This window comes from Stenotrophomonas sp. STEN033 (assembly GCF_056856655.1).
On record NZ_JBXFWM010000071.1, the window covers coordinates 1 to 24,448 of the forward strand.

General features: G+C 63.7%; 25 protein-coding genes. 14 read left to right on the forward strand and 11 right to left on the reverse strand.

Annotation, left to right across the window (positions count from 1 at the left end; genetic code table 11):
• Positions 1-112 precede the first annotated feature (112 nt).
• Complete coding sequence (ppsR, locus tag AC1VXC_RS18055; RefSeq protein WP_313170105.1) at positions 113-934, reverse strand: posphoenolpyruvate synthetase regulatory kinase/phosphorylase PpsR; 822 nt, start codon at positions 932-934, stop codon at positions 113-115.
• A gap of 197 nt (positions 935-1,131) precedes the next feature.
• Between ppsR and ppsA the strand changes: the two genes are divergently transcribed.
• Entirely contained in the window at positions 1,132-3,507 is a 2,376-nt protein-coding gene (ppsA, locus tag AC1VXC_RS18060; RefSeq protein WP_481539276.1) for a phosphoenolpyruvate synthase, read from the forward strand.
• Positions 3,508-3,805: 298 nt separating this feature from the next.
• On the opposite strand, the gene AC1VXC_RS18065 is transcribed toward ppsA, so the two are convergent.
• From AC1VXC_RS18065 to AC1VXC_RS18080, 4 genes are all read right to left on the reverse strand, one after another.
• Positions 3,806-6,076, reverse strand: a complete 2,271-nt coding sequence (locus AC1VXC_RS18065; protein ID WP_481539277.1) for a thiamine pyrophosphate-dependent enzyme — start codon at positions 6,074-6,076, stop codon at positions 3,806-3,808.
• A gap of 59 nt (positions 6,077-6,135) precedes the next feature.
• The gene (locus AC1VXC_RS18070; RefSeq protein WP_481539278.1) at positions 6,136-6,759 is read right to left on the reverse strand and encodes a glutathione S-transferase family protein; all 624 of its coding nucleotides are present in this window, start codon (positions 6,757-6,759) and stop codon (positions 6,136-6,138) included.
• A 95-nt stretch (positions 6,760-6,854) separates the two neighbouring features.
• Positions 6,855-7,391, reverse strand: a complete 537-nt coding sequence (locus AC1VXC_RS18075; protein ID WP_313494871.1) for a GNAT family N-acetyltransferase — start codon at positions 7,389-7,391, stop codon at positions 6,855-6,857.
• Positions 7,392-7,671: 280 nt separating this feature from the next.
• Positions 7,672-8,505: a glycine zipper 2TM domain-containing protein gene (locus AC1VXC_RS18080; protein WP_313170097.1), complete on the reverse strand. Its 834-nt coding sequence runs from the start codon at positions 8,503-8,505 to the stop codon at positions 7,672-7,674.
• Between the two features lie 177 nt (positions 8,506-8,682).
• Here AC1VXC_RS18080 and AC1VXC_RS18085 point away from each other — a divergent pair, with 177 nt between their 5' ends.
• Together AC1VXC_RS18085 and AC1VXC_RS18090 are read left to right on the forward strand one after the other, a co-directional pair.
• Positions 8,683-8,904 (forward strand): DUF6116 family protein, encoded by a 222-nt coding sequence (locus tag AC1VXC_RS18085; protein WP_313170224.1) that lies wholly within the window; start codon positions 8,683-8,685, stop codon positions 8,902-8,904.
• Between the two features lie 3 nt (positions 8,905-8,907).
• On the forward strand, positions 8,908-9,669 hold the full coding sequence (locus AC1VXC_RS18090) for a TatD family hydrolase (RefSeq protein WP_313170095.1): 762 nt from the start codon (positions 8,908-8,910) through the stop codon (positions 9,667-9,669).
• A 128-nt stretch (positions 9,670-9,797) separates the two neighbouring features.
• On the opposite strand, the gene AC1VXC_RS18095 is transcribed toward AC1VXC_RS18090, so the two are convergent.
• Positions 9,798-10,589 carry a tRNA threonylcarbamoyladenosine dehydratase gene (locus AC1VXC_RS18095; RefSeq protein ID WP_313170093.1) on the reverse strand — a complete coding sequence of 264 codons (792 nt, stop codon included), beginning with the start codon at positions 10,587-10,589 and terminating at the stop codon, positions 9,798-9,800.
• Between the two features lie 129 nt (positions 10,590-10,718).
• Between AC1VXC_RS18095 and AC1VXC_RS18100 the strand changes: the two genes are divergently transcribed.
• Complete coding sequence (locus AC1VXC_RS18100; RefSeq protein WP_481527521.1) at positions 10,719-11,156, forward strand: cytochrome c; 438 nt, start codon at positions 10,719-10,721, stop codon at positions 11,154-11,156.
• A gap of 111 nt (positions 11,157-11,267) precedes the next feature.
• Positions 11,268-11,765: a glycine zipper 2TM domain-containing protein gene (locus AC1VXC_RS18105; protein WP_313170090.1), complete on the forward strand. Its 498-nt coding sequence runs from the start codon at positions 11,268-11,270 to the stop codon at positions 11,763-11,765.
• Positions 11,766-11,838: 73 nt separating this feature from the next.
• Here the strand turns inward: AC1VXC_RS18105 and AC1VXC_RS18110 are convergent, their stop codons facing one another.
• Positions 11,839-12,048 (reverse strand): cold-shock protein, encoded by a 210-nt coding sequence (locus AC1VXC_RS18110; RefSeq protein WP_282271583.1) that lies wholly within the window; start codon positions 12,046-12,048, stop codon positions 11,839-11,841.
• Between the two features lie 233 nt (positions 12,049-12,281).
• Between AC1VXC_RS18110 and AC1VXC_RS18115 the strand changes: the two genes are divergently transcribed.
• The 3 genes from AC1VXC_RS18115 to arsC all read left to right on the forward strand — a co-directional run bounded on the left by AC1VXC_RS18115 (position 12,282) and on the right by arsC (position 14,383).
• The gene (locus AC1VXC_RS18115) at positions 12,282-12,767 is read left to right on the forward strand and encodes a DUF456 domain-containing protein (protein WP_313494866.1); all 486 of its coding nucleotides are present in this window, start codon (positions 12,282-12,284) and stop codon (positions 12,765-12,767) included.
• Positions 12,768-12,889: 122 nt separating this feature from the next.
• Positions 12,890-14,029 carry a phospholipase A gene (locus tag AC1VXC_RS18120; protein ID WP_313170087.1) on the forward strand — a complete coding sequence of 380 codons (1,140 nt, stop codon included), beginning with the start codon at positions 12,890-12,892 and terminating at the stop codon, positions 14,027-14,029.
• Positions 14,030-14,032: 3 nt separating this feature from the next.
• Positions 14,033-14,383 (forward strand): arsenate reductase (glutaredoxin), encoded by a 351-nt coding sequence (gene arsC / locus AC1VXC_RS18125; RefSeq protein ID WP_313170086.1) that lies wholly within the window; start codon positions 14,033-14,035, stop codon positions 14,381-14,383.
• 48 nt (positions 14,384-14,431) lie between these two features.
• Here arsC and AC1VXC_RS18130 read toward each other — a convergent pair whose 3' ends face one another.
• Positions 14,432-14,965 carry a DsbA family protein gene (locus tag AC1VXC_RS18130; protein ID WP_481527520.1) on the reverse strand — a complete coding sequence of 178 codons (534 nt, stop codon included), beginning with the start codon at positions 14,963-14,965 and terminating at the stop codon, positions 14,432-14,434.
• A 187-nt stretch (positions 14,966-15,152) separates the two neighbouring features.
• Between AC1VXC_RS18130 and AC1VXC_RS18135 the strand changes: the two genes are divergently transcribed.
• Positions 15,153-16,262 carry a sterol desaturase family protein gene (locus AC1VXC_RS18135; RefSeq protein ID WP_313494861.1) on the forward strand — a complete coding sequence of 370 codons (1,110 nt, stop codon included), beginning with the start codon at positions 15,153-15,155 and terminating at the stop codon, positions 16,260-16,262.
• Between the two features lie 85 nt (positions 16,263-16,347).
• On the opposite strand, the gene AC1VXC_RS18140 is transcribed toward AC1VXC_RS18135, so the two are convergent.
• The 3 genes from AC1VXC_RS18140 to AC1VXC_RS18150 form a co-directional block, all read right to left on the reverse strand.
• Entirely contained in the window at positions 16,348-16,983 is a 636-nt protein-coding gene (locus AC1VXC_RS18140) for a glutathione S-transferase family protein (RefSeq protein ID WP_481539280.1), read from the reverse strand.
• 297 nt (positions 16,984-17,280) lie between these two features.
• The gene (locus tag AC1VXC_RS18145; protein ID WP_481539281.1) at positions 17,281-17,601 is read right to left on the reverse strand and encodes a hypothetical protein; all 321 of its coding nucleotides are present in this window, start codon (positions 17,599-17,601) and stop codon (positions 17,281-17,283) included.
• A gap of 74 nt (positions 17,602-17,675) precedes the next feature.
• Positions 17,676-19,193, reverse strand: a complete 1,518-nt coding sequence (locus tag AC1VXC_RS18150) for a fumarate hydratase (protein ID WP_312371282.1) — start codon at positions 19,191-19,193, stop codon at positions 17,676-17,678.
• 232 nt (positions 19,194-19,425) lie between these two features.
• Between AC1VXC_RS18150 and AC1VXC_RS18155 the strand changes: the two genes are divergently transcribed.
• From AC1VXC_RS18155 to AC1VXC_RS18175, 5 genes are all read left to right on the forward strand, one after another.
• A complete protein-coding gene (locus tag AC1VXC_RS18155) occupies positions 19,426-20,322 on the forward strand; it encodes an RNA polymerase sigma-70 factor (RefSeq protein ID WP_481539282.1) in 897 nt (298 codons plus the stop codon).
• Positions 20,323-20,358: 36 nt separating this feature from the next.
• A complete protein-coding gene (locus AC1VXC_RS18160) occupies positions 20,359-20,808 on the forward strand; it encodes a carboxymuconolactone decarboxylase family protein (protein WP_313170074.1) in 450 nt (149 codons plus the stop codon).
• A gap of 75 nt (positions 20,809-20,883) precedes the next feature.
• Positions 20,884-21,528, forward strand: a complete 645-nt coding sequence (locus tag AC1VXC_RS18165) for a trimeric intracellular cation channel family protein (protein WP_062166083.1) — start codon at positions 20,884-20,886, stop codon at positions 21,526-21,528.
• 349 nt (positions 21,529-21,877) lie between these two features.
• Positions 21,878-22,195, forward strand: a complete 318-nt coding sequence (locus tag AC1VXC_RS18170; protein ID WP_481539283.1) for a BON domain-containing protein — start codon at positions 21,878-21,880, stop codon at positions 22,193-22,195.
• A gap of 70 nt (positions 22,196-22,265) precedes the next feature.
• Positions 22,266-24,125, forward strand: a complete 1,860-nt coding sequence (locus AC1VXC_RS18175; RefSeq protein ID WP_481539284.1) for an ABC transporter ATP-binding protein — start codon at positions 22,266-22,268, stop codon at positions 24,123-24,125.
• The last annotated feature ends 323 nt before the right edge of the window (positions 24,126-24,448 follow it).

The following is a 24,448-nucleotide window of genomic DNA, read 5'->3' on the forward strand; positions in this document are numbered from 1 at the left end:
ACATCTACACTCTCCCCGCCGCCGGCAGCGGCCCCTGTTTATACGACACCGACCTGGGTCTGCTCGTAATGCCTCTGCCGAGCACGGCTCGGCACTACCGGTGGTGCTTGGCTCAGAACATTTCGCGCTGCAGGCTCAGGGTGCTCAGGACCTTGCTGGAGATCTCTTCGATGGAGGTGTGCGTGGTGCTCAGGGTCGGGATGCGCTCCATGCGGAACATGGTCTCGGCAGCGGTGACCTCGCGCTTGCAGGTTTCGAAGCTGGCATAGCGCGAATTCGGGCGCCGCTCCTGGCGGATCTGCTGCAGGCGCTCGGGGTCGATGGTCAGCCCGAACAGCTTGTTGCGATACGGACGCAGGCGTGGCGGCAGGCGATCCTGCTCGAGGTCTTCCTCGGTCAAGGGGTAATTGGCCGCGCGGATGCCGTAATGCAGTGCCAGGTAGATACAGGTCGGAGTCTTGCCGGCGCGCGACACAGCAACCAACACCACATCGGCCTCGTCATAGTTCACGGCGATGCCGTCGTCGTGGCTGAGCGCAAAATTCATCGCGTTGATGCGGCGATGGTAGGTATCGAAATCCACCATGCCATGGGCCTGACCCACCTTGGAGTGCCTGGCGGCACTCAGCTCCTGTTCCAGCGGCCCGATGAATGGGGCAAAGACATCCAGCACCAGGGCCCCGCTCTCCTCCAGGATCAAGCCGAGGCTGGAATCCACGCAGGAACTGATGACGATCGGACGCACCTGGTAACGCTCGCCGGCGGCCCGGATGCGCGCCGCCGCCTCGTGCGCCTTGTCGGTATCGTCCACGAACGACATGCGATCAGTCACGAAACTGAAGCCATTGAACTGCGTCAGCAGACTGTGGCCAACGGTCTCGGCGGTGATGCCGGTACCGTCGGAAACATAGAAAACCGGCCGGATTGCCGTCATGAAAGCTCCCTTCAGAGTGTGAACCTGACCACAGGTCAAGCGTGATGACCTAGCCTGTCCCGAAAAAGACAAGCACAAGACAAAGTATTGTCACAAGCTTGTGCGGCTTCGGTGTGCACTGCATCATATTGGCTTCTTCCTACGGACGTGGCCATCCCAAGCCCGCCACGGGCGATGGCCTCAACGGAGCATCGCGCTTGAACGAGAATATCCTGTGGTTGCATGAGCTGCGCTTGGCCGACCTGGCCCGCGTAGGTGGCAAGAACTCCTCGCTCGGGGAGATGATCGGCAATCTTGCCGGTCTGGGGGTGTCCGTCCCCGGTGGTTATGCCACCACCTCCGAGGCGTTCAAGGACTTCATCGCCCATAACGACCTGTCCAAGCGCATTTTCGACAAGCTGGCCACGCTGGACGTGGAAGATGTCGCTGCCCTCACCGTTGCCGGCAAGGAAATCCGCGGCTGGGTGATCGACGCCCCGCTGCAGCCGCAGCTGGACAAGGACATCCGCGACGCCTACGCAAAGCTGAGCGCCGAGAACGGCGGCGGCGACATCGCCGTGGCCGTGCGTTCCTCGGCGACCGCCGAAGATCTGCCGGACGCTTCGTTTGCCGGCCAGCAGGAAACCTTCCTCAACGTCACCGGTGCCGACGATGTCGTGCACAAGGTCAAGGAAGTGTTTGCCTCGCTGTACAACGACCGCGCCATCGCCTACCGCGTACACCACGGCTTCAAGCATGAAGACGTGTTCCTGTCCGCCGGTGTGCAGCTGATGGTGCGCTCGGGCGTGGGTTCGTCGGGCGTGCTGTTCACCCTCGACACCGAGTCCGGCTTCCGCGACGTGGTGTTTGTCACCTCCTCGGTCGGCCTGGGCGAAATGGTCGTGCAGGGCGCGGTCAATCCGGACGAGTTCTACGTCTACAAGCCCAACCTGCATGCCGGCAAGCCGGCGATCCTGCGCCGCTCGCTGGGCTCCAAGGCGATCCGCATGGTCTATTCGGACGTCCCGGGCGAGCGCGTCAAGATCGAGGACACCCCGGTCGAGGTGCGCAATACCTTCTCGATCAGCGATGAGGACGTGCAGGAACTGTCCAAGCAGGCGCTGGTCATCGAAAAGCATTACGGCCGCCCGATGGATATCGAGTGGGCCAAGGACGGCGTCAGCGGCAAGCTGTTCATCGTCCAGGCACGCCCGGAAACCGTGAAGTCGCGCGCCAAGGCCACCCAGATGGAGCGCTACGCGCTGCAGGGCAAGGGTGAAGTGATCGCTGAAGGCCGTGCCGTCGGCGCCAAGATTGGTGCTGGCGTGGCCCGCGTGGTCAAGTCGCTGGACGACATGGCCCGCGTGCAGCCGGGCGACGTGCTGATCGCCGACATGACCGACCCCGATTGGGAGCCGGTGATGAAGCGTGCCTCGGCCATCGTCACCAACCGTGGCGGCCGCACCTGCCACGCCGCCATCATCGCCCGTGAGCTGGGCGTGCCGGCCGTGGTCGGCTCGGGCAATGCGACCCAGGTGATCCAGGACGGCCAGGAAGTGACCGTCAGCTGCGCCGAAGGCGACACCGGCTTCATCTATGCCGGCAAGCTGGACTTCGAACGCACCACCACCGATCTGGGCAACATGCCGCCGGCACCGTTGAAGATCATGATGAACGTCGCCAACCCGGAACGTGCCTTCGACTTCGGCCAGCTGCCGAACGCCGGCATCGGCCTGGCCCGCCTGGAAATGATCATCGCCAGCCACATCGGCATTCACCCGAATGCGCTGCTGGAATACGACCGCCAGGACGCCGCCACCAAGAAGAAGATCGACGAGAAGATTGCCGGCTACAAGGATCCGGTGAGCTTCTATGTTGACCGCCTGGCCGAGGGCATCGCCACCCTGACCGCCTCGGTCGCACCGAACCCGGTGATCGTGCGCCTGTCGGACTTCAAGTCCAACGAGTACGCCAACCTGATCGGCGGCAGCAATTACGAGCCACACGAAGAGAACCCGATGATCGGCTTCCGCGGCGCCAGCCGTTACGTCGACCCGAGCTTCTCCAAGGCCTTCGCACTGGAATGCCAGGCCGTGTTGCGCGTGCGCAACGAAATGGGCCTGGAGAACCTTTGGGTGATGATCCCGTTCGTGCGCACCCTGGAAGAAGGCCGCAAGGTGGTGGAAGTACTCGCCGCCAACGGCCTGAAGCAGGGCGAGAACGGCCTGAAGATCATCATGATGTGCGAAGTGCCGTCCAACGCACTGCTGGCCGATGAGTTCCTGGAAATCTTCGACGGCTTCTCGATCGGTTCCAACGACCTGACCCAGCTCACCCTGGGCCTGGACCGCGATTCCTCGATCGTCGCGCACCTGTTCGACGAGCGGAACCCGGCGGTGAAGAAGCTGCTGTCGATGGCCATCAAGAGCGCACGTGCCAAGGGCAAGTACGTCGGCATCTGCGGCCAGGGCCCGTCCGACCATCCGGATCTGGCCGAGTGGCTGATGCAGGAAGGCATCGAGTCGGTGTCACTGAACCCGGACACCGTGGTCGACACCTGGCTGCGCCTGGCCAAGCTGAAGGCCAATAGCTGATCCAGCGCTGCATGCCTGAAAACAGAACCCCGCTTCGGCGGGGTTTTGTTTGCCTGCAAGATGGCGATGGTTTCGGCAGTTTTGTGGGAGCGGCGTCAGCCGCGAAGCTGGCAGCCTTTGAAGGCCCAAAAGCCAACCCCTCCCCAACCCCTCCCCTTGCCTGCGCCAAAGGGAGGGAGCAGTGCTGCAGGAGCGGCGTCAGCCGCGAAGCCACAGATCAGTCAGGTCGCAGGTGCTGGTGATTTCAGCATTGCCAGCTTCGCGGTTTACACCGCTCCCACAAAGAAACGCTAGCGGCTCACGCCAACTCCGCCGCCGCTGCCACCACATCGGCATCACTGGGTAACACCAGCAAGGCCGCACCAGCCAACGGTGTATAGGTATCCACACCGGTCACCCGGCGCAACGGCACCTGCCCATGGCCGGCTTCGACCAGGGCGGTGATCACGCCCTCGCCCACGCCGGCGCTCTGGCGGCCTTCGTCGAGCACGATGATGCGCTTCGCGCCCCTGGCCTGCTCAGCGATATAGCCGGCATTGAGCGGCACCAGCCAGCGCAGATCCACCACCCGCACCTTCCATCCGTGCTGCTGCTCGATGGTTCTGGCTGCACGCAGCGCCATCGGCACACCATTGCCGTAGCTGATGATCAGCAGGTCATCATTGCCCTCGCCATAGACCCTGCCCTCGCCCAACGTCAGCGCTTGATCCGGCGCTGGATACGGGAACAGCCATTGGCCATCGCCAGCGGCATGCAGGTCCTTGGTCATGTACAGCGCGATCGGCTCCAGGAACACGCAGACCCGCCCGTCGACCTTGGCCAGGGCCGCAAGCGTGCGCAGCATTGCCGCGGCATCATCGCCGCGCGATGGGCAGCCCACCACCAGTCCCGGGATGTCGCGGATGGCAGCGATCGAATTGTCGTTGTGGAAGTGGCCACCAAAGCCTTTCTGATAGCCCAGCCCGGCGATGCGGATCAGCATCGGGTTGCGGTACTGGTCATTGGAGAAGAACTGCAGTGAACAGGCCTCGCCGCGAACCTGATCGGCCGCGTTATGCAGATAGGCCAGGTACTGGATTTCCGGCAGCGGCAACATACCCATGTTGGCGAAGCCCTGGGACATGCCCAGGATCATGGTCTCGTCGAGCAGGGTATTGAACACACGTCGCGGACCAAATGCCTTCTGCAGACCCTTAGTGACGGTGTAGACGCCGCCCTTCTGCGCCACGTCCTCGCCGAACAGCAAAGTCTCCGGGTACTTGGCGAACAGATCGTGCAGGGCCTGGTTGATCTGCACTGCCAGATGCTTGCCTGGCTGATTCTCGGGCAGACCGGCCTCGCTGCCGAACACCTGCAGGCGTCGCTCGCTGTAATCCGCGCGCGTCGCCTCGGCCTGCACCTTGTCTGGTGTGTACGGCGCCAGCGGCGCGATCACATCCTGCAGCGCGGTCAGGCGTGGGCGTTTGTCGGCATCTTCGGCCGCAGCGAAACAACGCTGGCGGGTGTGTTCGTACAGGGCCAGCACTTCAGCCTTGTCCATCAGCCCGGATTCCACCGCCACCTGCGCCGAACGCAGCAGCGGATCGCCAGCCTCCACCGCGCACAATTCTTCCAATGCGCGCCATTCAATCTCGAAGTCGGTGCCGGCATGGCCCATCAGCCGGGTGGTGCGCAGGTGCAGGAAGGTCGGTCGCCGTGTACGCCGGCAATGCTCAACCGCGCGCTGTACGTCGGCGTAACCGTTGACCAGATCCAGACCGTCGGCATGGAAGTAGTCCAGCCCCGGGCGATGCCGGAAGCTCTCGGCGATCCAGCCTTCCGGGGTCTTCACCGAGATGCCGATGCCATTGTCTTCGCAGACGAACAGCACCGGCGCCGGCAGCTTCTGGAAGCTGCTCCAGGCCGCTGCATTGAACGCGGTCTGGGCGGTGGCGTGATTGGCCGAGGCATCGCCGAACGAACAGATGGTGATGCTGTCATCGGGAATCGGCAGGCCCTGCCCCAGTCGTTTGCCCGCTTCGATGGCCATCGCCGTGCCCAGCGCCTTGGGCAGGTGCGAAGCGATGGTCGAAGTCTGCGGCAGCACCCACAACGGCTTGCTGCCCCACACTTTATGGCGGCCACCGCTGGCCGGATCGTCCTTGCTGGCGGCAAAGGACAGCGCCGAGTCCATCACCGGATCCATGCCCGGCAACTTGCGGAAACGCTCGGCCATGAAGCCGCCGGAACGGTAGTGCAGGAAAGCCGGATCAGTGTGCCGGGCGGCACGCGCCACCATTGCGTTGCCTTCATGGCCGGACGAACCAATCGTGTAGAAGACCTTGTTCTGCACGCGCAGCACGCGCGCCATCAGGTCCAGGTGACGACTGATCAACTGCGATTCAAACAGCTCGCGGAAACCTTGGGCATCCAAGGCGCTACCGGGCAGGATCGGCGCGGCCGGCTGCGGACCTTGAGCCGGGCCCGGCGCCAGCGCGCTGACGAATTCAATGAAGTTGGTATCGCAGATTTCAGCGCGGTTCAGGCCCTTCATGCGGGCCGGGATGGGATTCGGTACACGAGCAAACATGCAGACAGGCTCCACAGCAAACAAGTGAGACGACGGAATCAAGCATCAAATGAGATTGTTCAGCCCGCGAGTATCGGCATGAAACCCGGCTGGGCCTGTACCGCCTGCAGCCAGCGTTGGATTGCCGGATACGGCGACAGGCCAATGCCACCGTCTTCGGCAACTGCGGTATAGGCGAACAGTGCAATATTGGCCACGCCATAGTCCGGGCCGGTGAACCAGGGATTATCCTGCAGGTGGCGCTCCATCACCGCCAGCGCAGCATGGCCCCGCTCGCGCAGACGCGGCAGGTCATCACGACGCGGCGAATCCGGCGGCGTCCAGATACTGATGAAACGTGCAACGGCGATGTAGGGCTCATGGCTGTACTGTTCGAAGAACATCCACGACAAGGCCTGCGCCCGCTGCCAGCCATCAGTGGGCAGGTACGGCGTGCCTTCAGCCAGCCAGAACAGGATCGCATTGGATTCGACCAGCACCCGACCATCGGAGCGCTGCACCAGTGGCACTTTTCCGTTGGGGTTGAGCGCGAGGAATTCCGGGGTGCGGGTCTGGCCTTCGGCGCTGTTCACCTCGACCCAATCGTAACGCGTGCCCAACTGTTCCAGCAGCAGCCGCACCTTGTGGCAGTTGCCCGACGAGGACATGCCGTAGACCCGCAACCCAGCACCCGAAACACTCACTGATCCGCTCCCCGCTACCGAATGGCAGACGACAGCCTCCATCTGACCGGATCACAGGCACCGCGGTAAAGCTGCGACCGCAGCAAAGTGCGCCCTCAGCGGTGTGATATCCACTGCTGCCTGGATTGCCCCCACACATCCACCTCGATATCGGCAGGCGCTGGCAACCGCGCCTGTCGCAGCAGGCTTGAGCCCAGCTTGCGCGCCACCGCCACCGAGTTGGTATTGGCCGGTTCGATGGTGTGGATCACTTCCTGCCAACCGAGCGTATCGAACGCCCAGTCGATGCTTGCCCGTGCGGCCTCCGGTGCATAGCCGCGACCCCAGAACTCCGAGGCAATGCTCCAGCCCACTTCCGTGCCAGGCCATCCATGCGGCTGCCAGGGCCCGACCCTGCCTATCCAGCGTCCGCTGCTTTTTTCAATCACCGAGAACATCGAATAGCCCAGCAGCTGCCAACTCCCGGTCAGTGCCGCCAGGCTGCGCCATGCAACCGATGGCACCTGTACGCCGCCAAGATGTTGCATGGTGCGCGGATCGGCGCAGAACGCAGCGAAGGCATCGAAATCCTCGGCAGCCGGTGGACGCAGCAGCAGTCGTTCGGTTTCCAGCCGGAGCTCGAAGACACTCATCACGGTTCCTGTGTGCGGTAAACAAGGACGCCGAGCTTGCGCCGGCCAGCCCAACTGGTCAAACGGACGCTGCCTTGCTGGCGCCCGTTTGTGGGAGCTGCATAAGCCGCGAAGCTGACACTGTTCGCTCCCTGAAGAGGTTTTCGCGCCACCCGATCGTGTGCGGGCTTCGCGGCTTACGCCGCTCCCCACAAAACAATAAAAAATCCGATGCCAGAGAACTGGCATCGGATTCCGGTAACTCAACTGCTGAAACAAGCAGGTTTACAGCTTGCGATGGTTACTGTCGGCTGTCCGCCGGCGCCATCGCCGCGGTCTGCGTCACCAACTGGCCATTGATGACCGGCAGACGATCACTGGCGGGGCGGTCCTGCATGCGCACGGTCTTCTCCGCACCTTCGTAACGGTAGGTCACGTCATAGCCAACGGTCTGGTTGGCATTGCCCAGCGATACACGCTCGCCCGGGCGGCTGTCCATGCGCATCGTGCCAGTGCTGCCATCGGGCTTGCGGTAGCTGACGTTGTAGCCAGTGATTCGGCTGGACTCGGCAGTGCGCTGCTCGGTATGGCACTGGCGCTCGGTGCGGTTGACCACGCGACCACCAACGTGGCGCTTGTCGACCTGGTTGCCGATCACGCCACCGGCCACGGCACCTGCAGCGGTTGCCGCCTTCTTGCCATTGCCGCCGCCGATCTGGTTGCCCAGCAGGCCACCAATCACCGCGCCAGCGACGGTGCCGCCAACGTTGCCGTCACGCTCGGGCAGGCGCTCCTGTACCACCACATCCTCGCAGACTTCATGCGGGGTGCTGGTGGTGGAGGTTTCACGGATCGGCTCGCTGCCAGTCACCGTGCCGTAGACGCGCTCCTTCTGCGTGACCGGTGCCACCTTGAGCACGTCGGCATATTGCAGCTGCGGCTCGGCCGGGTTCTCCACCTTGCCCGTAACAGCCGCATCGTCCACCAGCGGCGAGCTGTCCAATACCGGACGGCTCCCTTCCACCAGCGGCGCGGTGCTGGCCTTGTCGCGGCCCTGCATGAAGGCGGCGGTGGCGATGCCACCTACCAGCAGCGCGCCGGCGGCAACCAAAACGGTCGTGGTTGTGCTCTTCATGATCTGTCTCCGTGCGGTTGGCCGCGTCTGTGTTGGGGGGATTCCAGCATGGGCAAGCTGAACAGAGGCCAGTATTTCTGCCCTCACCCTATCGAAATCATTCAACTCGACGCAATATTCAGCACGCCGGCCCTGATCCCTGGGGGCAAGCTGAACCCCTCTTCATCTGGATACGCCATGTCGAGCATGATGTTGTCGCCGTTTCTGGAATGGGCACGCAAGCTGCGCTACCCCACCCTGTTCAAACTGACCGGTGCGCTGTTCGTCATCAGCATGCTGCTGCCCGATCCGATTCCGTTTGTCGATGAGATCCTGTTTGGCCTGAGTACGTTGTTGCTGGCCAATTGGAAGCGGCGCAAGGACCCGGTCGAGCCGCCGATTCTGCCGGGCAAGCGCTGAGCCGTGCAGCTGGTCGACAGCCACTGCCATCTGGATGCCGCGGAATTCGACATCGACCGGGAGGCGGTGGTCGCCCGCGCCGGCGCTGCCGGCGTGGGCATGCAGATCGTGCCGGCGGTGACCGCGGCCAGCTGGCCCAAGCTGCGCGAGGTGTGCGCGACCGGCGCTGGACTGCATGCGGCTTACGGTCTGCACCCGATGTTCCTGCCGGAGCACCGCCCCGAGCACCTGCAGCAACTGCGCGATTGGGTGGAGCGCGAAAAGCCTTGCGCCATTGGGGAATGCGGGCTGGATTTCTTTGTCGACAATCTCGAGCCGGCAGCACAGCGCATGTACTTCCAGGGCCAACTTGAGGTCGCGCGGGACTTCCAGCTACCGCTGATCGTGCATGCGCGCCGTGCCTTGGATGAAGTAATTCTGCGCATCCGCCGGGTTGGCGGACTCAAGGGCGTAGTGCACAGTTTTTCCGGCAGTCCAGAGCAGGCACGGCAGCTCTGGGAGCTTGGATTCATGATCGGCCTGGGTGGCCCCATTACCTATACACGCGCCAATCGTTTGCGCGGGCTGGTGACGCAGATGCCACTGGAGTTCCTGCTGCTGGAAACCGACGCACCGGATCAGCCGGATGCCGGCATCCGCGGCCAGCGCAACGAGCCTTCGCGGCTGCGGCAGATCCTCGACACCGTTGCGGAACTGCGCCAGCAACCGGCGGCGGATATCGCAGCGCAGACCACGGCCAATGCGAGGCGGCTGTTCAATCTTTAGGACAGGCTGTAGGAGCGGCGTAAGCCGCGAAGCCACAGGTCAGCCAGATCACGAACACCTTGGCATTTTCAGCAATGCCAGCTTCGCGGCTGACGCCGCTCCCACAAACCACAGGCGCCCGCCTGCTTTTATGCGCGGTTCTTCAGCAGCATTTCCAGCGCCTTGCCCACTGCAACGAACGCAAATGCGCCGGTAATGTGCGTGGCGGCACCCAGGCCGCCGCCGCAATCCAGCTTCAAGGCCTCATCCGGGCCCAGGTTCGGGCGGATGCCACAGACGCTACCGTCGGCCTGCGGGTACTTCACGTTCTCCAGCGAATACACCGCCGGCACGCCGAAATAGCGCTTTGCGCTTTTGGGGAAATTGAACTCGCTGCGCAACTTCTTGCGGATCAGCGCCATCATCGCGTCGTGCTCGGTACGCGATACGTCACGCACCCGTACCAGGGTTGGATCAGTACGCCCGCCCGCCGCGCCGATGGTGATCATCGGTAGCTTGCGGCGACGGCACCAGGCGATGGTTTCCACCTTGACCCGGAAGCTGTCGCAGGCATCGATCACCAGGTCAAAATCACGGTCCAGCAGCTCGGCCATGTTCGCAGGGGTCAGGAACGACTCCACCGCCTCGACCTCGACATCCGGATTGATCGCACGGCAACGCTCGGCCATGGCCAGCGCCTTGTTGCGGCCGTACTGCCCAGCCATCGCCGGCAGCTGGCGGTTGGTGTTGGAGACGCAGATATCGTCGGCGTCGATCAGGCTCAAATGGCCCACGGCCGAGCGCACCAGCGCCTCCACAATCCACGAGCCCACCCCGCCCATGCCAACCACGGCCACCTTGCAGCCGCTCAGGTGGGTGATGGTGCCTGCCCCGTACAGCCGGTCGATACCGGCAAAGCGCTCACGCAATTCTTCTTTCATCAGTCCATTTTACGGCCTGCCCCGGCATGGCGGCGAGCCGACCATCACCACGATGACACGGGCTTCGCTTGCGCAGCTGCATAATGCCCGGCAGTCGAACCCTTTTGCCTATAGCCTGGAGCCAACGCAATGTCCGACCCTGCACCCGCCCGTCCCCCGTCCAAAGCCTCGCGCTATCTGTTCGTCCTGCTTGCCGGCCTGTTGATCGGTGTGATCGCGACCGTGATGGGGATGCGCGCCATCCAGGCCCGCCAGGACCACTTCCCGGACAGCCTCATGACCGTCATGGCCAAGCAGACCCAACTGCTGGGCGAGAGCCAGAAGCAGAATCGCTGCAGCGTCAGCGATACCACGCCGCGACTGCAGACCTTGCGTGCATTGGCCAATGATCTGGAGACCGCCTTCCCGGGGCTGCGTGATGACGAGCGCTTCCAGCAGCACGCCAGCCGTTACCGCGCCACGCTGAATGACGCACTGGCCAAGCCACCGGCAGATTGCGCGACATTGGCTGCTGCGGTGCAAAAAATCGGCAGCGACTGCAAGTCATGCCATCAGGACTTCAAGTAAGCAAACTGCGATTTCACACGTGATTGGCCCTCCATTCACATGCAAAACCGCAGGATCTTCGCCGCGGGTCACTCAGCAGTACCCATTTCCAATCTGGCAAGGAGAAACACCATGAAGATCCAACTGATTGCTGCAGGCGCGATTGCCAGTCTGGCGCTGGCCGGTTGCGCCACCTCCCCCGGTTACGGCGGTGGCTACAACAACGGCGGCTACAACAATGGTGGCAATTACGGCAACAACAACGGCTATAACCAGAACCGTTGCACCGACTGCGGCATCGTTACCCGTATCGACACGGTCGCCTCCGGGCGCACCGCGCCCAGCGCTACCGGCGCCATCCTCGGCGGCATCGTCGGCGCAGTGGCCGGCCATGAAATCTCCGACAAGACCGGCGGCAGCAAGGGCAACCAGAACATCGCCGCCGTGGCAGGCGCCGTAGGTGGCGCCATGGCCGGCAACAAGATCCAGCAGAACGTCACCGGCAACTCGTACGACATCCAGGTCCGCATGGACGATGGCCGCGTGATCGTGGTCAACCAGAAGGACCTCGGCGGCATCCGCGAGAACACCTATGTGCGCGTGGTCAATGGCCGCGTGGTCATCCGCTGAGCCCCATATCGGCGCCGCTGACAGCGAAAGGCCCGCTTGCGCGGGCCTTTCTTTTGGCTGCGTGGCCGCCGGATCAGGCCGGTTGTACGGCGTCAGCCTGCAGGCCCTTCTGGCCCTGCACAACGGTAAAGGTGACCTTCTGGCCTTCCTTCAGGCTTTTGAAGCCATCGGTCTGGATGGCGCGGAAGTGCACGAACACGTCCTCACCATTTTCGCGGCTGATGAAGCCGAAGCCCTTGGCGTCGTTGAACCACTTGACGGTACCGGTTTCGCGATCAGACATCTCGACTAACTCCCTGTAACTCTTTCGTTTGATGGTTACGCCCGGTAAGGCGGCTGGTTGCAAGGAGGAAGCGAGGTGCAACGATGCAGCAAATCCTTCGATCTACCCATCAGGCCACGATTCACGGTGACCTTGCCAAGCTCAGCGGCTGCAACTTAACCCGGGCCAAACCAAATTGCAACACTGCGCAACACGTTAAAGTCAACCCCTATTAGACCCCCTTCAGAGCATACATGGACTATTCATTCATCTTCTATCTGGTCGGCGCGCTGCTGGTCCTGGTCGGCATCGCCGGCATCATCCTGCCAGCGCTGCCCGGGGTCCCCCTGGTATTTGCCGGCCTGCTGCTGGCGGCCTGGGGTGACGGCTTCGAACGGGTGGGCTGGGTACCCCTCGTGGTACTGGGGGTCCTGACGATCATTTCCATCATCGTCGACGTGATCTCCACCATCGCCGGGGCCAAGAAGGTGGGAGCCAGCAAACTGGCCTTGATCGGCTCGGCCATCGGTACCGTGGTCGGCCTGTTTTTCATGCCGATCGGCCTGTTCGTAGGCCCATTCCTCGGCGCGCTGGGCGGCGAGTACCTGCACGGCCGCCAGCTCGGCCAAGCCACCAAGGTCGGCTTTGGCACCTGGCTGGGCATCGTCCTGGGCGTGGCCCTCAAGCTGGGCCTGGCGGTCGCCATGGTCGGCGTGTTCGCCATTGCCTGGTTCTTCTGAGCGCCTCCTAACCCCCTCTCGACAGGGGAATCACCGACAATCCCCCTTTGCCACTGCTGCCGGCGTGCAATGCCCGCTTGATTGCCCCGGCCCGGCCACCCCACAGCGACCGGATGGACCCCATGCAAACACCCGCCCTCTCCCACGCCTTGCTGCTCGTCCTGAGCGGTGCCAGCGCCTCCGCGCTTGCCCAGGAAGCGATGCCGACACCCGCCTCGCCACAGGCCTGCTTCGCACTCGAGACCGACGCCATCCGCCTGGCCTGCTATGACAGCGCACTCGGCCGCACCGCCACCGATACCCGCGCCGCCGATGCCGCCGCGGCCGCGGCCCTGGCCGCGCGCAAGGAGGCCAAGGCCACCGCCAAGGAGCTTGACCAACCGTTGCCGCATCGCAATGAACTGTTCGCCCATGACGAGCTGGATTCCGCTGCGGCCAACGCCGGTCGCGGCTCGCTGCTGGATAGCCGCTGGGAACTGGCCAAGGACTCCAAGCTGGGTCTGTTCCAGCTGCGTGCCTACAAGCCGGTCTACCTGCTGCCGGCGTTCTGGAGCAGCAAGCCCAACGAAATGCCGCACTCCCCCAATCCCAACAACACCGTCACCCAGGCCGAGGAACTGGACAGCACCGAGCTGAAGTTCCAGCTCAGCTTCAAGACCAAGGTCGCCGAAAACCTGTTTGGCGACAACGGCGATATCTGGGTCGGCTATACCCAGAGCTCGCGCTGGCAGGCCTATAACAGCGAGCTGTCGCGGCCCTTCCGCGAGACCAACTACGAGCCCGAAGTGATGCTGGCCTTCCGCAACGGCTATTCACTGTTCGGCTGGAATGGACGCATGACCGGCGTCAGCCTCAACCATCAATCCAACGGCCGTAGTGATCCCTTGTCGCGCAGTTGGAACCGGGTGGTGATGAACGTCGGCCTGGACCGTGAGAACTGGGCAATCATGTTGCGCCCCTGGTATCGCATCCCGGAAGGTCGCCGCGACGACAACAACCCGGATATCGAGGACTACATGGGGCGTGGCGATGCCACCCTGGTCTACAACCGCAACGGCCATGAGCTGGCCATCACCGGCCGCCATTCGCTGCGTAGCGGCGACCGTTCGCATGGCTCGCTGCAGATGGATTACGGCTTCCCGATCAACAAGCTGCTGCGCGGCCACGTGCAGGTGTTCGATGGCTACGGAGAGAGCATGATCGACTACAACCATCGCGCCACCTATATCGGCGTTGGCGTCTCCCTGCTGGAGTGGTTCTGAGTCATGAAAGCCACCATCTGGCATAACAACCGCTGCTCCAACTCACGTGGCGCGCTCGCCTTGTTGCAGGAAGCCGGCATGGAGGTCGAGGTGATCAACTACCTCGACACCCCGCCGTCCGTCGAGCAGCTGCGCGCCGTGCTTGATGCCATGGGCATGCCGGCCCGCGATCTGCTGCGCAGCAAGGAAGCCGCCTACGCAGAGCTCGGGCTGGCCGCCAAACTCGATGACGAGGCAGCGCTGATCGAGGCGATGCATCAGCATCCCAGCTTGATCAATCGCCCCATCGTACGCACTGCCAAGGGCACGGCATTGTGCCGCCCACCGGAAACCGTGCTTGGCCTGATTGGCTGAGCTGCGGTCCTGATGCACCGGCTTGGGCGCCTTGGCGCCGAAGCCGCCTCAGTTGCTTCCGGCGCCGGCCTGGATGATGGCGTCGTAGAGCTCCTCGAAGCTTTGCCTTGGCTGGAACAAGGCGCCGTTGATGAAAAAACCGGGCGTCCCGGTGACGCCGCTGCGCATACCGCTCTCGATATCCCGCTGGATCCGCAACAGGTTGCGGTTCTCGCCCATCGCCGCGGCCAAACCCTCCTCCGGCAACCCGAGCTCGCGCATCAACTCGCGATAGACCAACTCGCCCAACTGCTGCTGGCTGCGGAACAACGCGTCATGCGCTTCCCAGAATTTACCGTGCTCGGCAGCGTATTCCGCGGTGATCGCCGCCGGCAGCGCCTGTGGGTGCGACTGCACCAGCGGGAAATTCCGGAATACCAGGCACAGCCCTTCGCCGAAACGCTGCTGCAAGCGCTTGACCAGCGAGAATGCTTCACCGCAGTACGGGCATTGGTAATCGGCATATTCAACCAGTACCACTGCCGCATCCAGGTTGCCCTGGATGTGATCCAACGCGCTCACCGGAACCGTCAATTCGCTCATACCCACACTCCAGATCATCCCGGCATCGCCGTCCGCCGACCCATGGGCGCACTTGCCGCCTGATGCCTGCAAACCTACCCGCCGCGCCGCGCAAGCTGCGTGAATTGTGCCGATGCCGGCCCCGATACCACTTCCCCCGTTCAGCAGACACGGGCAGAATCGCCAGGTCGAAGACAGGACGTCCGCAATGACCCGCACTCGCCGCTCATTCTTTGCCTATGGCTCCGCACTGCTCGGCGTGTTGAGCCTGCTGGCGGTCGCCTGCTTTCATTTCCCCGAGCTGCTGACCAGCCGCGAGTTCCGCGCGGTCTACAACGAACAGTTTGCCCGCCACCTGCTGCTGGTTGGCCTGGCCGCCGCGTTCATCATGGGCACCGTCGCCATCCTGCGCGATCGCAACAAGCGCATCGCCACATTGGGCGTGGGCAGCGCGACGGTGGCGGTATTGCTGGGCGGCACCAACGTGCAGTTCGATGCCATCGGCCAGACACCTTATTCGCTGGGGCTGGACTGGTTCGTACTGTCGCTGTTCTTCTCGGCGCTGGTGTTCGTGCCGCTGGAGCGCTATCTGGGCAAGCGCGAACTATCGCCGCTGCGTCCCGGCTGGCGCACCGATGTCGCGTACTTCTTCATGAGCCACGTGCTGGTGCAATTCATCCTGATCCTGGTCACCGCTTCCACCTCCACCATCGCGGGGCTGGCCGCGTTCCCCGGACTGAAAGCTGCCATCCAGTCTTTGCCGGTGTGGGCGCAGTTCCTGATCGCTGTCTTTGTCGCCGACATGGCCCAGGCGCTGCTGCACCGCGCCTATCACAACATCCCCTGGCTCTGGCGCTTCCACGCCGTGCACCACTCCAGCCGGCATATGGACTGGCTGGCTGGCTCGCGCGTGCATTTTGTCGAGATCGTACTGACCCGTAGTGCCGTGCTTTTGCCACTGCTGATCCTCGGCTTTTCGACGCCGGCCGTGAATGCCTACGTGATCCTGGTTGGCCTGCAGGCGGTGCTGGCGCACGCCAATCTCGGCATCCGCTTTGGCTGGCTGGAATACCTGCTGGTGCTGCCGCGCTACCACCATTGGCACCACGCCCGACAGCAGGAATACATCGACGTCAACTACGCCATTCACCTGCCACTGGTGGACATGTTGATGGGCACCTTCAAGCTACCGCGCGATCAGGCGCAATGGCCGCAGGAGTATGGCGTAATGAAACTGGAGACGGTGCCGAACGGCATCATCAAACAGCACCTGATGCCGTTCCAGGGCGGTCGCAAGTTCGACGACCACGTCGATTGAGCGACCCGAGCGCTTGCTCTTGTAGGAGCGGCGTCAGCCGCGAAGCCACGAATGTCGCCGCTTCATCCTGCATACCACTGCCCACTCACCACCAATCATCAATCCCCTCACGCCGATACACTTCGGCAAACGCAGGCCGGGCCTTCATCCGCGCCGCATGCGCGGCCAGCACCGGCCAGCGATCGCCAGGACGGGGCATGTTGCGGCTCCAGCGCATCAACATGGTCAACATGAAATCGACGACGCTGAGCTGCTCACCCAGAACGTAGGGGCCATGCGCTGCCAGGTGATCAGCCATCTGCTGCCAGGCGGCTTCCAACTGCGCTCGGGCCCGCTGCTTTACTTCATCCACATTCGACTCACCTGCCGGCTCCTGCGGATAGAACCAGGCACGGTATGCCGGCATCAGGGTGTACACGCAGAAGCACATCCAGCGGTAGTAATCACCGCGTGCAGCCGTGCCTGGTACAGGCGCCAGCGCAGCCTGCGGGTGCAGGTCGGCCAAATGCATGGCAATGGCGGCGGACTCGGTCAACACCTGCCCATCGATGATCAGTGCGGGTACTCGGCCGGCAGGATTGATCGCAAGGAACTCCGCTGACTTCTGTTCGCCACGCTCAAAATCCAGCTGGCGCAGCTCGTGCGCGATACCGAGCTCAAGCAAGAGCCAATGCACCACCAACGAAGCAGTGCTTTGTGATCCGTACAGAACAACTGACATGCGCTGAGTTCCCGGCTGGAGAAAGTACATTCTAACCAACCAAGACACCTGGCTTGTGGGAGCGGCGTAAGCCGCGAAGCTGGTACGCCCAACGCCGCGGCAACAGCAAAAGCGCAAATCCAAAGCCCCCCTCCCCAGCCCTCCCCTTGCCTGCGGCAAAGGGAGGGAGCAGAAGCCGTGCCGCCGTGCTTTCATGGCAGCGGCGCAGGCCGCGGCGCTGATGATTTGATGACTTCCCGGGAAAGCCTTTGCCGAGCATGGCTCGGCACTACTGGTTCGTCGCAGCTATCGGCCGGTTCAGTTGCAGCTGTTCATGCAACTGTTCAAGCGTTCGCCACACACCGACGCAGCCGACCGGTTCTGGCAGAACGCCTGTGAGGTCTGGCAGGCACCACGCAGTTCCGGGTTGGTGATCTTGTCGCACTGGTTGTTACGGTTTGCTTCGCCGCAGTCGCCGTAGCTGCGAGGGTTGGCGTTGCAGAGCTCATACGCTTTCTGGCAGTAGTTGACGCAGGCCGCGGGGTCGTTGCGAGGCGCGTCACCCCAGCCTCCACCACTCGCGCAAGCCACCAGCGACGACAACACCACAACAACCAGCATCCACTGGAACCTGCGCATCGGACATTCCCTGGAAACGACGACGGCCCGAGCATAGCCCGGGCCGTCGCGGCATCACCAGTGACAGCGCTCGATTACTCGACGATCACCGGAATCTTGCCGATGCGGGCCTGCCATTCGCGCGGGCCGGTCTTGTGTACCGACTCACCGGTGGAGTCCACCGCCACGGTCACCGGCATGTCCTGCACGGTGAACTCGTAGATCGCTTCCATGCCCAGGTCGGCGAAGCCGACGACCTTGGAGGCCTTGATCGCCTTGGACACCAGATAGGCCGAGCCACCAACCGCCATCAGGTAGGCCGACTTGTTGTCACGGATGGCCTCGATCGCAGCCGGGCCACGCTCGGCCTTGCCGACCATGCCCAGCAGGCCGGTCTGTTCCAGGATCTGGCGGGTGAACTTGTCCATGCGGGTCGCCGTGGTCGGGCCGGCCGGGCCCACCACTTCGTCGCGCACCGGATCAACCGGGCCGACGTAGTAGATGAAGCGGCCCTTCAGGTCCACCGGCAAGGGCTCACCCTTGTTGAGCATGTCGACCATGCGCTTGTGCGCGGCGTCGCGGCCGGTCAGCAGCTTGCCGTTGAGCAGCAGGGTCTGGCCCGGCTTCCATGCAGCCACTTCTTCCGGCGTGATGGTGTCCAGGTCGACGCGGGTGCCCTTGGAGGCGTCGTAGGTGATCTGCGGCCAGTCTTCCAACGACGGCGGGTCCAGCATCACCGGGCCGCTGCCGTCCAGGGTGAAGTGCGCGTGGCGGGTGGCGGCACAGTTCGGGATCATCGCCACCGGCAGGTTGGCGGCGTGGGTCGGGAAGTCCTTGACCTTGATGTCCAGCACCGTGGTCAGGCCACCCAGGCCCTGCGCGCCAATGCCCAGCGCATTGACCTTCTCGTACAGCTCCAGGCGCAGTTCTTCGGCACGGTTTGAAGCACCGCGGGCCTGCAGATCGGTGATGTCGATCGGCTCCATCAGCGATTCCTTGGCCAGCAGCATCGCCTTCTCGGCGGTGCCGCCAATACCGATGCCGAGCATGCCCGGCGGGCACCAGCCAGCGCCCATGGTCGGCACGGTCTTGAGCACCCAGTCGACGATGGAGTCGGACGGGTTGAGCATGGCGAACTTGCTCTTGGCCTCGGAGCCACCGCCCTTGGCGGCGACGATCACGTCGACCTTGTCACCCGGCACGACCTTGATGTTGACCACACCCGGGGTGTTGTCCTTGGTATTGGTGCGCTTGCCGGCCGGGTCGGCCAGCACCGAGGCTCGCAGCTTGTTGTCCGGGTAGGCGTAGGCGCGGCGGATGCCCTCGTTGGCCATGTCCTCCACGCCCATGGTGGCGTCGTCCCAACGCACGTTCATGCCGATTTCCAGGAACACGGTGACGATGCCGGTGTCCTGGCAGATCGGGCGATGGCCCTCGGCGCACATGCGCGAGTTGATCAGGATCTGCGCAATGGCCTCCTTGGCCGCCGGCGACTCCTCGCGCTCATAGGCAGCGGAAAGATTCTTGATGTAGTCGACCGGGTGGTAGTACGAGATGTACTGCAGTGCGTCGGCGACGGACTGGATGAGGTCTTCCTGCTTGATCGATGTCACGGCTTGCTCGCTTGCTGAAGGCTGGCGGGGGTTCAGCCCACCATTTTACGCCTTGGAGCGGCGCAGTGCTGCCCGCCCTTGGTTGTAGGAGCGGCGTCAGCAGCGAAGCCGGTGAACGGACAGGTCTTCAGCTTCGCGGCTGACGCCGCTCCCACAACCGCAATCACAGCCAGGCTTGGGTTCAGGCAAAGTAGCGCTGTCACGCCAGCCTGCCCCGCGCCGTCCTGCCTTCATGAACCCCGAATCCATCTTCCAGACCCACCGCCCGCGCCTGCTGGCACTGGCCTACCGCATGCTGGGCAGCCGCGCGGATGCCGAGGACGTGCTGCAGGACGCTTGGCTGCGCTGGGCGGGCAGCGACACCGCCGAGATCCGTGATGCGCAGGCTTGGCTGGTCACCGCGACCACGCGACTCAGCCTGGACCGCCTGCGCGCCGCAAAGCGTGAGCGCCAGCATTATGTGGGTCCTTGGCTGCCCGAACCTTTGCAGGTCGAACTGGCCACGGATACCAGCCCCGACCCGGCCCAGCTCCACGCCGTCGCCAATGAAGTCTCCGTCGCCTTCCTGACCCTGCTGGAGCAACTGAGCCCGGACGAGCGCGCCGCTTTCCTGCTGAAAGAAGCCTTCGACCACGACTACCGCCAGATCGGCAGCCTGCTTGGCCACAGCGAGGCCAATTGCCGGCAACTGGTGCGTCGGGCCAAGCAGCGCCTGCAGGCCGGTGCACCACGCTTCCAGCCGGCGCCGGCACAGCATAGGGAGTTGCTGCAGCGCTTCATGGAAGCGGCCCAGCGTGGCGACAGCCCCGCCATCCAGGCCCTGCTGCATGCCAATGCCGCCCAGTTCTCCGACGGTGGCGGCATCGTCACCGCTGCCATCCGCCCACTACGGGGCGCCGAGCGCATCGGCCGCCTGTACTGGGCCGTCGCCCGCCGCGGTGCTGCCCTGCCCGCCCAACTTGGCTACGTCAACGGCGAACTGGCAATCCTGCGCTTCGCCGAAGGCAGATTGGCGTCATTCACCACCATCGAAGTGGTGGATGGACGCATCGCAGCCCTTTACAGCGTGCTCAATCCAGAAAAGTTGCCCCCACTTGTCACGCACCAAGCCGCTGCTGCGTCCTTGTAACGAAAGACGGCCATCGTGGCTGTCTGGAGAAACCTGATGTCCACTACCACCTTCCCCCGCGTGCCCTACACCCGCCTCGCCGCCGATGCCTTCAAGGGCCTGCTGGCCACCAGCAAGGCCGTGCATGACAGTTCCATCGCACACGAACTGCAGGAGCTGGTGTTCCTGCGCGTCTCGCAGATCAACGGCTGCGGCTACTGCATGGACATGCATGCCACCGCCCTGCGCAAGGCCGGCATTGAACCGCGCAAGCTCGACACCCTGCCAGCCTGGCACGAGAGCCGCTTCTTCGATGAGCGCGAGCGTGCTGCGCTGGGCTGGGCCGAGGCCATGACCCGTTTGCCCGACGGCGCACCGTCTCAGGCAGCCTTCGACGCATTGACCCCACATTTCGACGACAAGGGCATCAGCGACCTGAGCATGGCGGTGGCGGTGATCAACGCCTGGAACCGGCTGGGCGCCAGCCTGCTGCCACCACTGCCCTGAGCCATCAGCCCATGGGGCCATCATTCCGGACCGGGCTGATGGCCGCCGCCGACGCGACAACGCACAATACGGCGCATGGGAACCCTTGTACTGATACTCGACCTTATCGGCACCTTCGTCTTCGCCCTGTCAGGGGCGACGATGGGGGTACGCCGTCGATTGGATATCTTCGGCGTGCTGGTGCTGTCGTTCGCGGCAGCTTTGGCTGGCGGCATCACCCGCGACCTGCTGATCGGCGCTACCCCGGTGGCGGCGATCAGCGATTGGCGCTACCCGGCCATCACCCTGGCTGCAGGCATCGTCACCTTCTTTTGGGCGCCCTTGATCGAGCGCATGCAGTACCCGGTACGCATGTTCGATGCGATGGGCCTGGCTTTATTTGCTGTGGCCGGCACGCAGAAGGCGCTGGCTTATGGCATCGATCCGCCAATGGCGGCCGCCCTGGGCATGTTGACCGGCATCGGCGGCGGCATTGCCCGTGATGTGCTGCTGGCACAGGTGCCGCTGGTGCTGCAGGCCGAGTTGTATGCGGTCGCGGCGTTGGCAGGCGCTGCTGTGGTTGCGGTGGGTTATTGGCTGGGCTTGCCGCCGTTGCCATGCGCCCTGGTTGGTGCAGGACTGTGTTTTGGCCTGCGGATGATGGCGATGCATTTTGGCTGGCATCTGCCGGTGGCGCTGCAGTCATCGGAGCCACCGCCGCCGGAAGGGCCGCGTAGTTGAGGTAAGAGCCTCGGGCTTTGGGCGCTGGGCTTTGGGCACTTGCTTTCTGCTCTTATGCCGTCATTCCCGTGCAGGCGGGAATCGCTCTTGCCGTTGACCTTGACCATGCCTGTTTTCCTCGCCAATTGCCAAGGCAGGAGCAGAGCAGGAGCGATTCCCGCCTGCGCGGGAATGACGGCGTAAAGGCAGAAGCTAGAGCCAGAACCAAAGCCAAAGCCAAAGCCAAAGCACCCCTCCCCGGCCCTCCCCTTGCCTTCGGCAAAGGGAGGGGGCGAAGCCAAGCCCCCGGTAACGCCAAACTCACACTGCATCGGCGATCTTGGGAATCCCGCTTCAACAGGACCCCACCATGTCCGCAGAACGCTCCGACACCCTGATCGGCGATGAAGTCGTCCATACCCTTGGCCAGCAGGCCCAGACCTCGCAGGTACTCGCCCAGGTCAAGAATGGCCAGGTGACCTTGTCCGGCGATGTTTCCAGCGCTGAGGTGAAGCACATGGCCGAGGCCCTTGTGGCTGGCATCGAAGGCGTGCACAAAGTGGTCAGTCACCTCCACGTCGACAGTGGCAAGCGCTCGTTCGGTGCCGCCGGCGAGGCTGTCCGTGACAACCCCGACGGTCGCGACGACGCGCAGATGGGCGATATCGACCTGCGCAAGGACGGCTGAGCATATTGATGCGGCGGGCTGAACGCATTTGCAGGTAACCTGAACCCGCATTTCGCCGCTTGAGCCCCCCATGCCCCACCCCGAACCCGCTCCCGCCAAGAAACCCAGCTTCCGCGAGCGCGTCGATGCGATGCGCAACCTGCCGCCGTTCCTGCGGCAGGTTTGGCAGACCAGCCGCTGGCTGACACTCGCCAGCCTCGGCCTGCGTCTGGTCCGTGCGTTGATGCCGGTCGCGATGCTGTACGTGGGCAAGCTGATCATCGATGAAGCCGTGCGCCTGGCCGGTGCCGGCCCGATACCACCGCTGGCAGAGGCGTTCTCCAGCGGCCATCTCAACACCCTGCTTGAGCTGCTGTTGTTGGAGTTGGCCATCGCGATCGGCTCGGACCTGCTTGGTCGACTGATCAGCTACGCCGATTCGCTGCTCTCCGAGCTGTTCACCAATGCCACCAGCGTGCGTCTGATGGAACACGCCGCCGAGCTCGATCTGGAAGACTTCGAAGACCCCGACCTGCAGGACAAGCTGGACCGTGCACGCCGCCAGACCATGGGCCGCATGAGCCTGATGAGCCAACTGTTCGGCCAGGTGCAGGACACCATCACCGTCATCAGCTTTGCCGCCGGCCTGATCGTCTACGCACCGTGGTTGATCGTATTGCTCGCGATTGCCCTGATCCCGGCTTTCATCGGCGAATCGCACTTCAACACCCTGGGTTACTCGCTCAACTTCAGCTGGACCCCGGAACGCCGCCAGCTCGACTACCTGCGCCAGGTCGGCGCCAGCGTGGAAACGGCCAAGGAGGTGAAGATATTCAACCTCAACCGTTTCCTGATCGACCGCTACAAGCTGTTGGCCGAACGCTTCTACAAGGCCAACCGCGCGCTCGCGCGCAAGCGCGCGATCTGGGGCACGCTGCTGGCCGCCCTGGGCACACTTGGCTACTACGCTGCCTATGGATACATCGCCTGGCGCACCATCCGCGGTGACTTCAGCATCGGCGACCTGACCTTCCTGTCGGGTAGTTTCCTGCGCCTGCGGCAACTGCTGGAAGGCCTGCTAACCGGCTTCTCGCAGGTCGCAGGGCAGGCGCTGTACCTGGATGACCTGTTCTCGTTCTATGCCATCGAACCGGAGATCCGCTCACGCCCGGATGCGGTGGCGATACCGCGCCCGATCCGCGAAGGCTTCGTGTTCGAGAATGTTGGCTTCCGCTACCCGGATGCCGAGCGCTGGGCGGTACGCAATCTCAGCTTCCATCTGCAGGCTGGCGAAGTCATTGCCCTGGTCGGCGAAAACGGCGCCGGCAAGACCACGCTGGTCAAGCTGCTGGCACGCCTGTATGACCCGGACGAAGGCCGCATCCTGCTCGATGGCCGCGACCTGCGCGACTATGACCTGGATGACCTGCGCGCCAACATGGGGGTGATCTTCCAGGATTTCGTGCGCTACCACCTGTCTGCCGGCGAGAACATCGGCGTCGGTCTGGTCGAGGCCATGAACGACAAGGAGCGCATCCGCAATGCCGCGCGGCGCGCGCTGGCCGATGAGGTGATCGACGCGCTGCCCGCGGGCTACGACCAATTGATCGGCCGCCGCTTCAAGACCGGCGTGGACCTGTCCGGCGGCCAGTGGCAGAAGATCGCCATCGCCCGCGCCTATATGCGCGATGCGCAGGTGATGATCCTCGACGAACCGACCGCAGCCTTGGATGCGCGCGCCGAGTTCGAGGTATTCCAGCGTTTCAAGGAACTCTCGGACAACCGCACCGCGGTGCTGATCTCGCATCGTTTTTCATCGGTGCGCATGGCTGATCGCATCCTGGTGCTGGCCGACGGTCGCATCGAAGCCAGCGGTACCCACGAAGAGCTGATGATCGAAGGCGGCCGCTATGCCGAGTTGTTTGAACTGCAGGCCGCCGGATACCGCTGACCGTAGTGCCGAGCCCTGCTCGGCTGGGGGTTTCCCAGTGAAAAGCCCCCCTCCCCAGCCCTCTCCTCGGCCTGCGGCCAAAGGGAGCGTGCGTAGTGCCGAGCCATGCTCGGCAGAGGGCTTTCCCAGCGAAAAGCACCCCTCCCCAGCCCTCTCCTCGGCCTGCGGCCAAAGGGAGCGTGCGTAGTGCCGAGCCATGCTCGGCAGGGGGCTTTCCCAGCGAAAAGCACCCCCTCCCCAGCCCTTGCCTTGGCCTGCGGCCAAAGGGAGGGAGCGCAGTGCCGAGCCATGCTCGGCAGAGGCTTTACCGGTAGAGTCCCTGC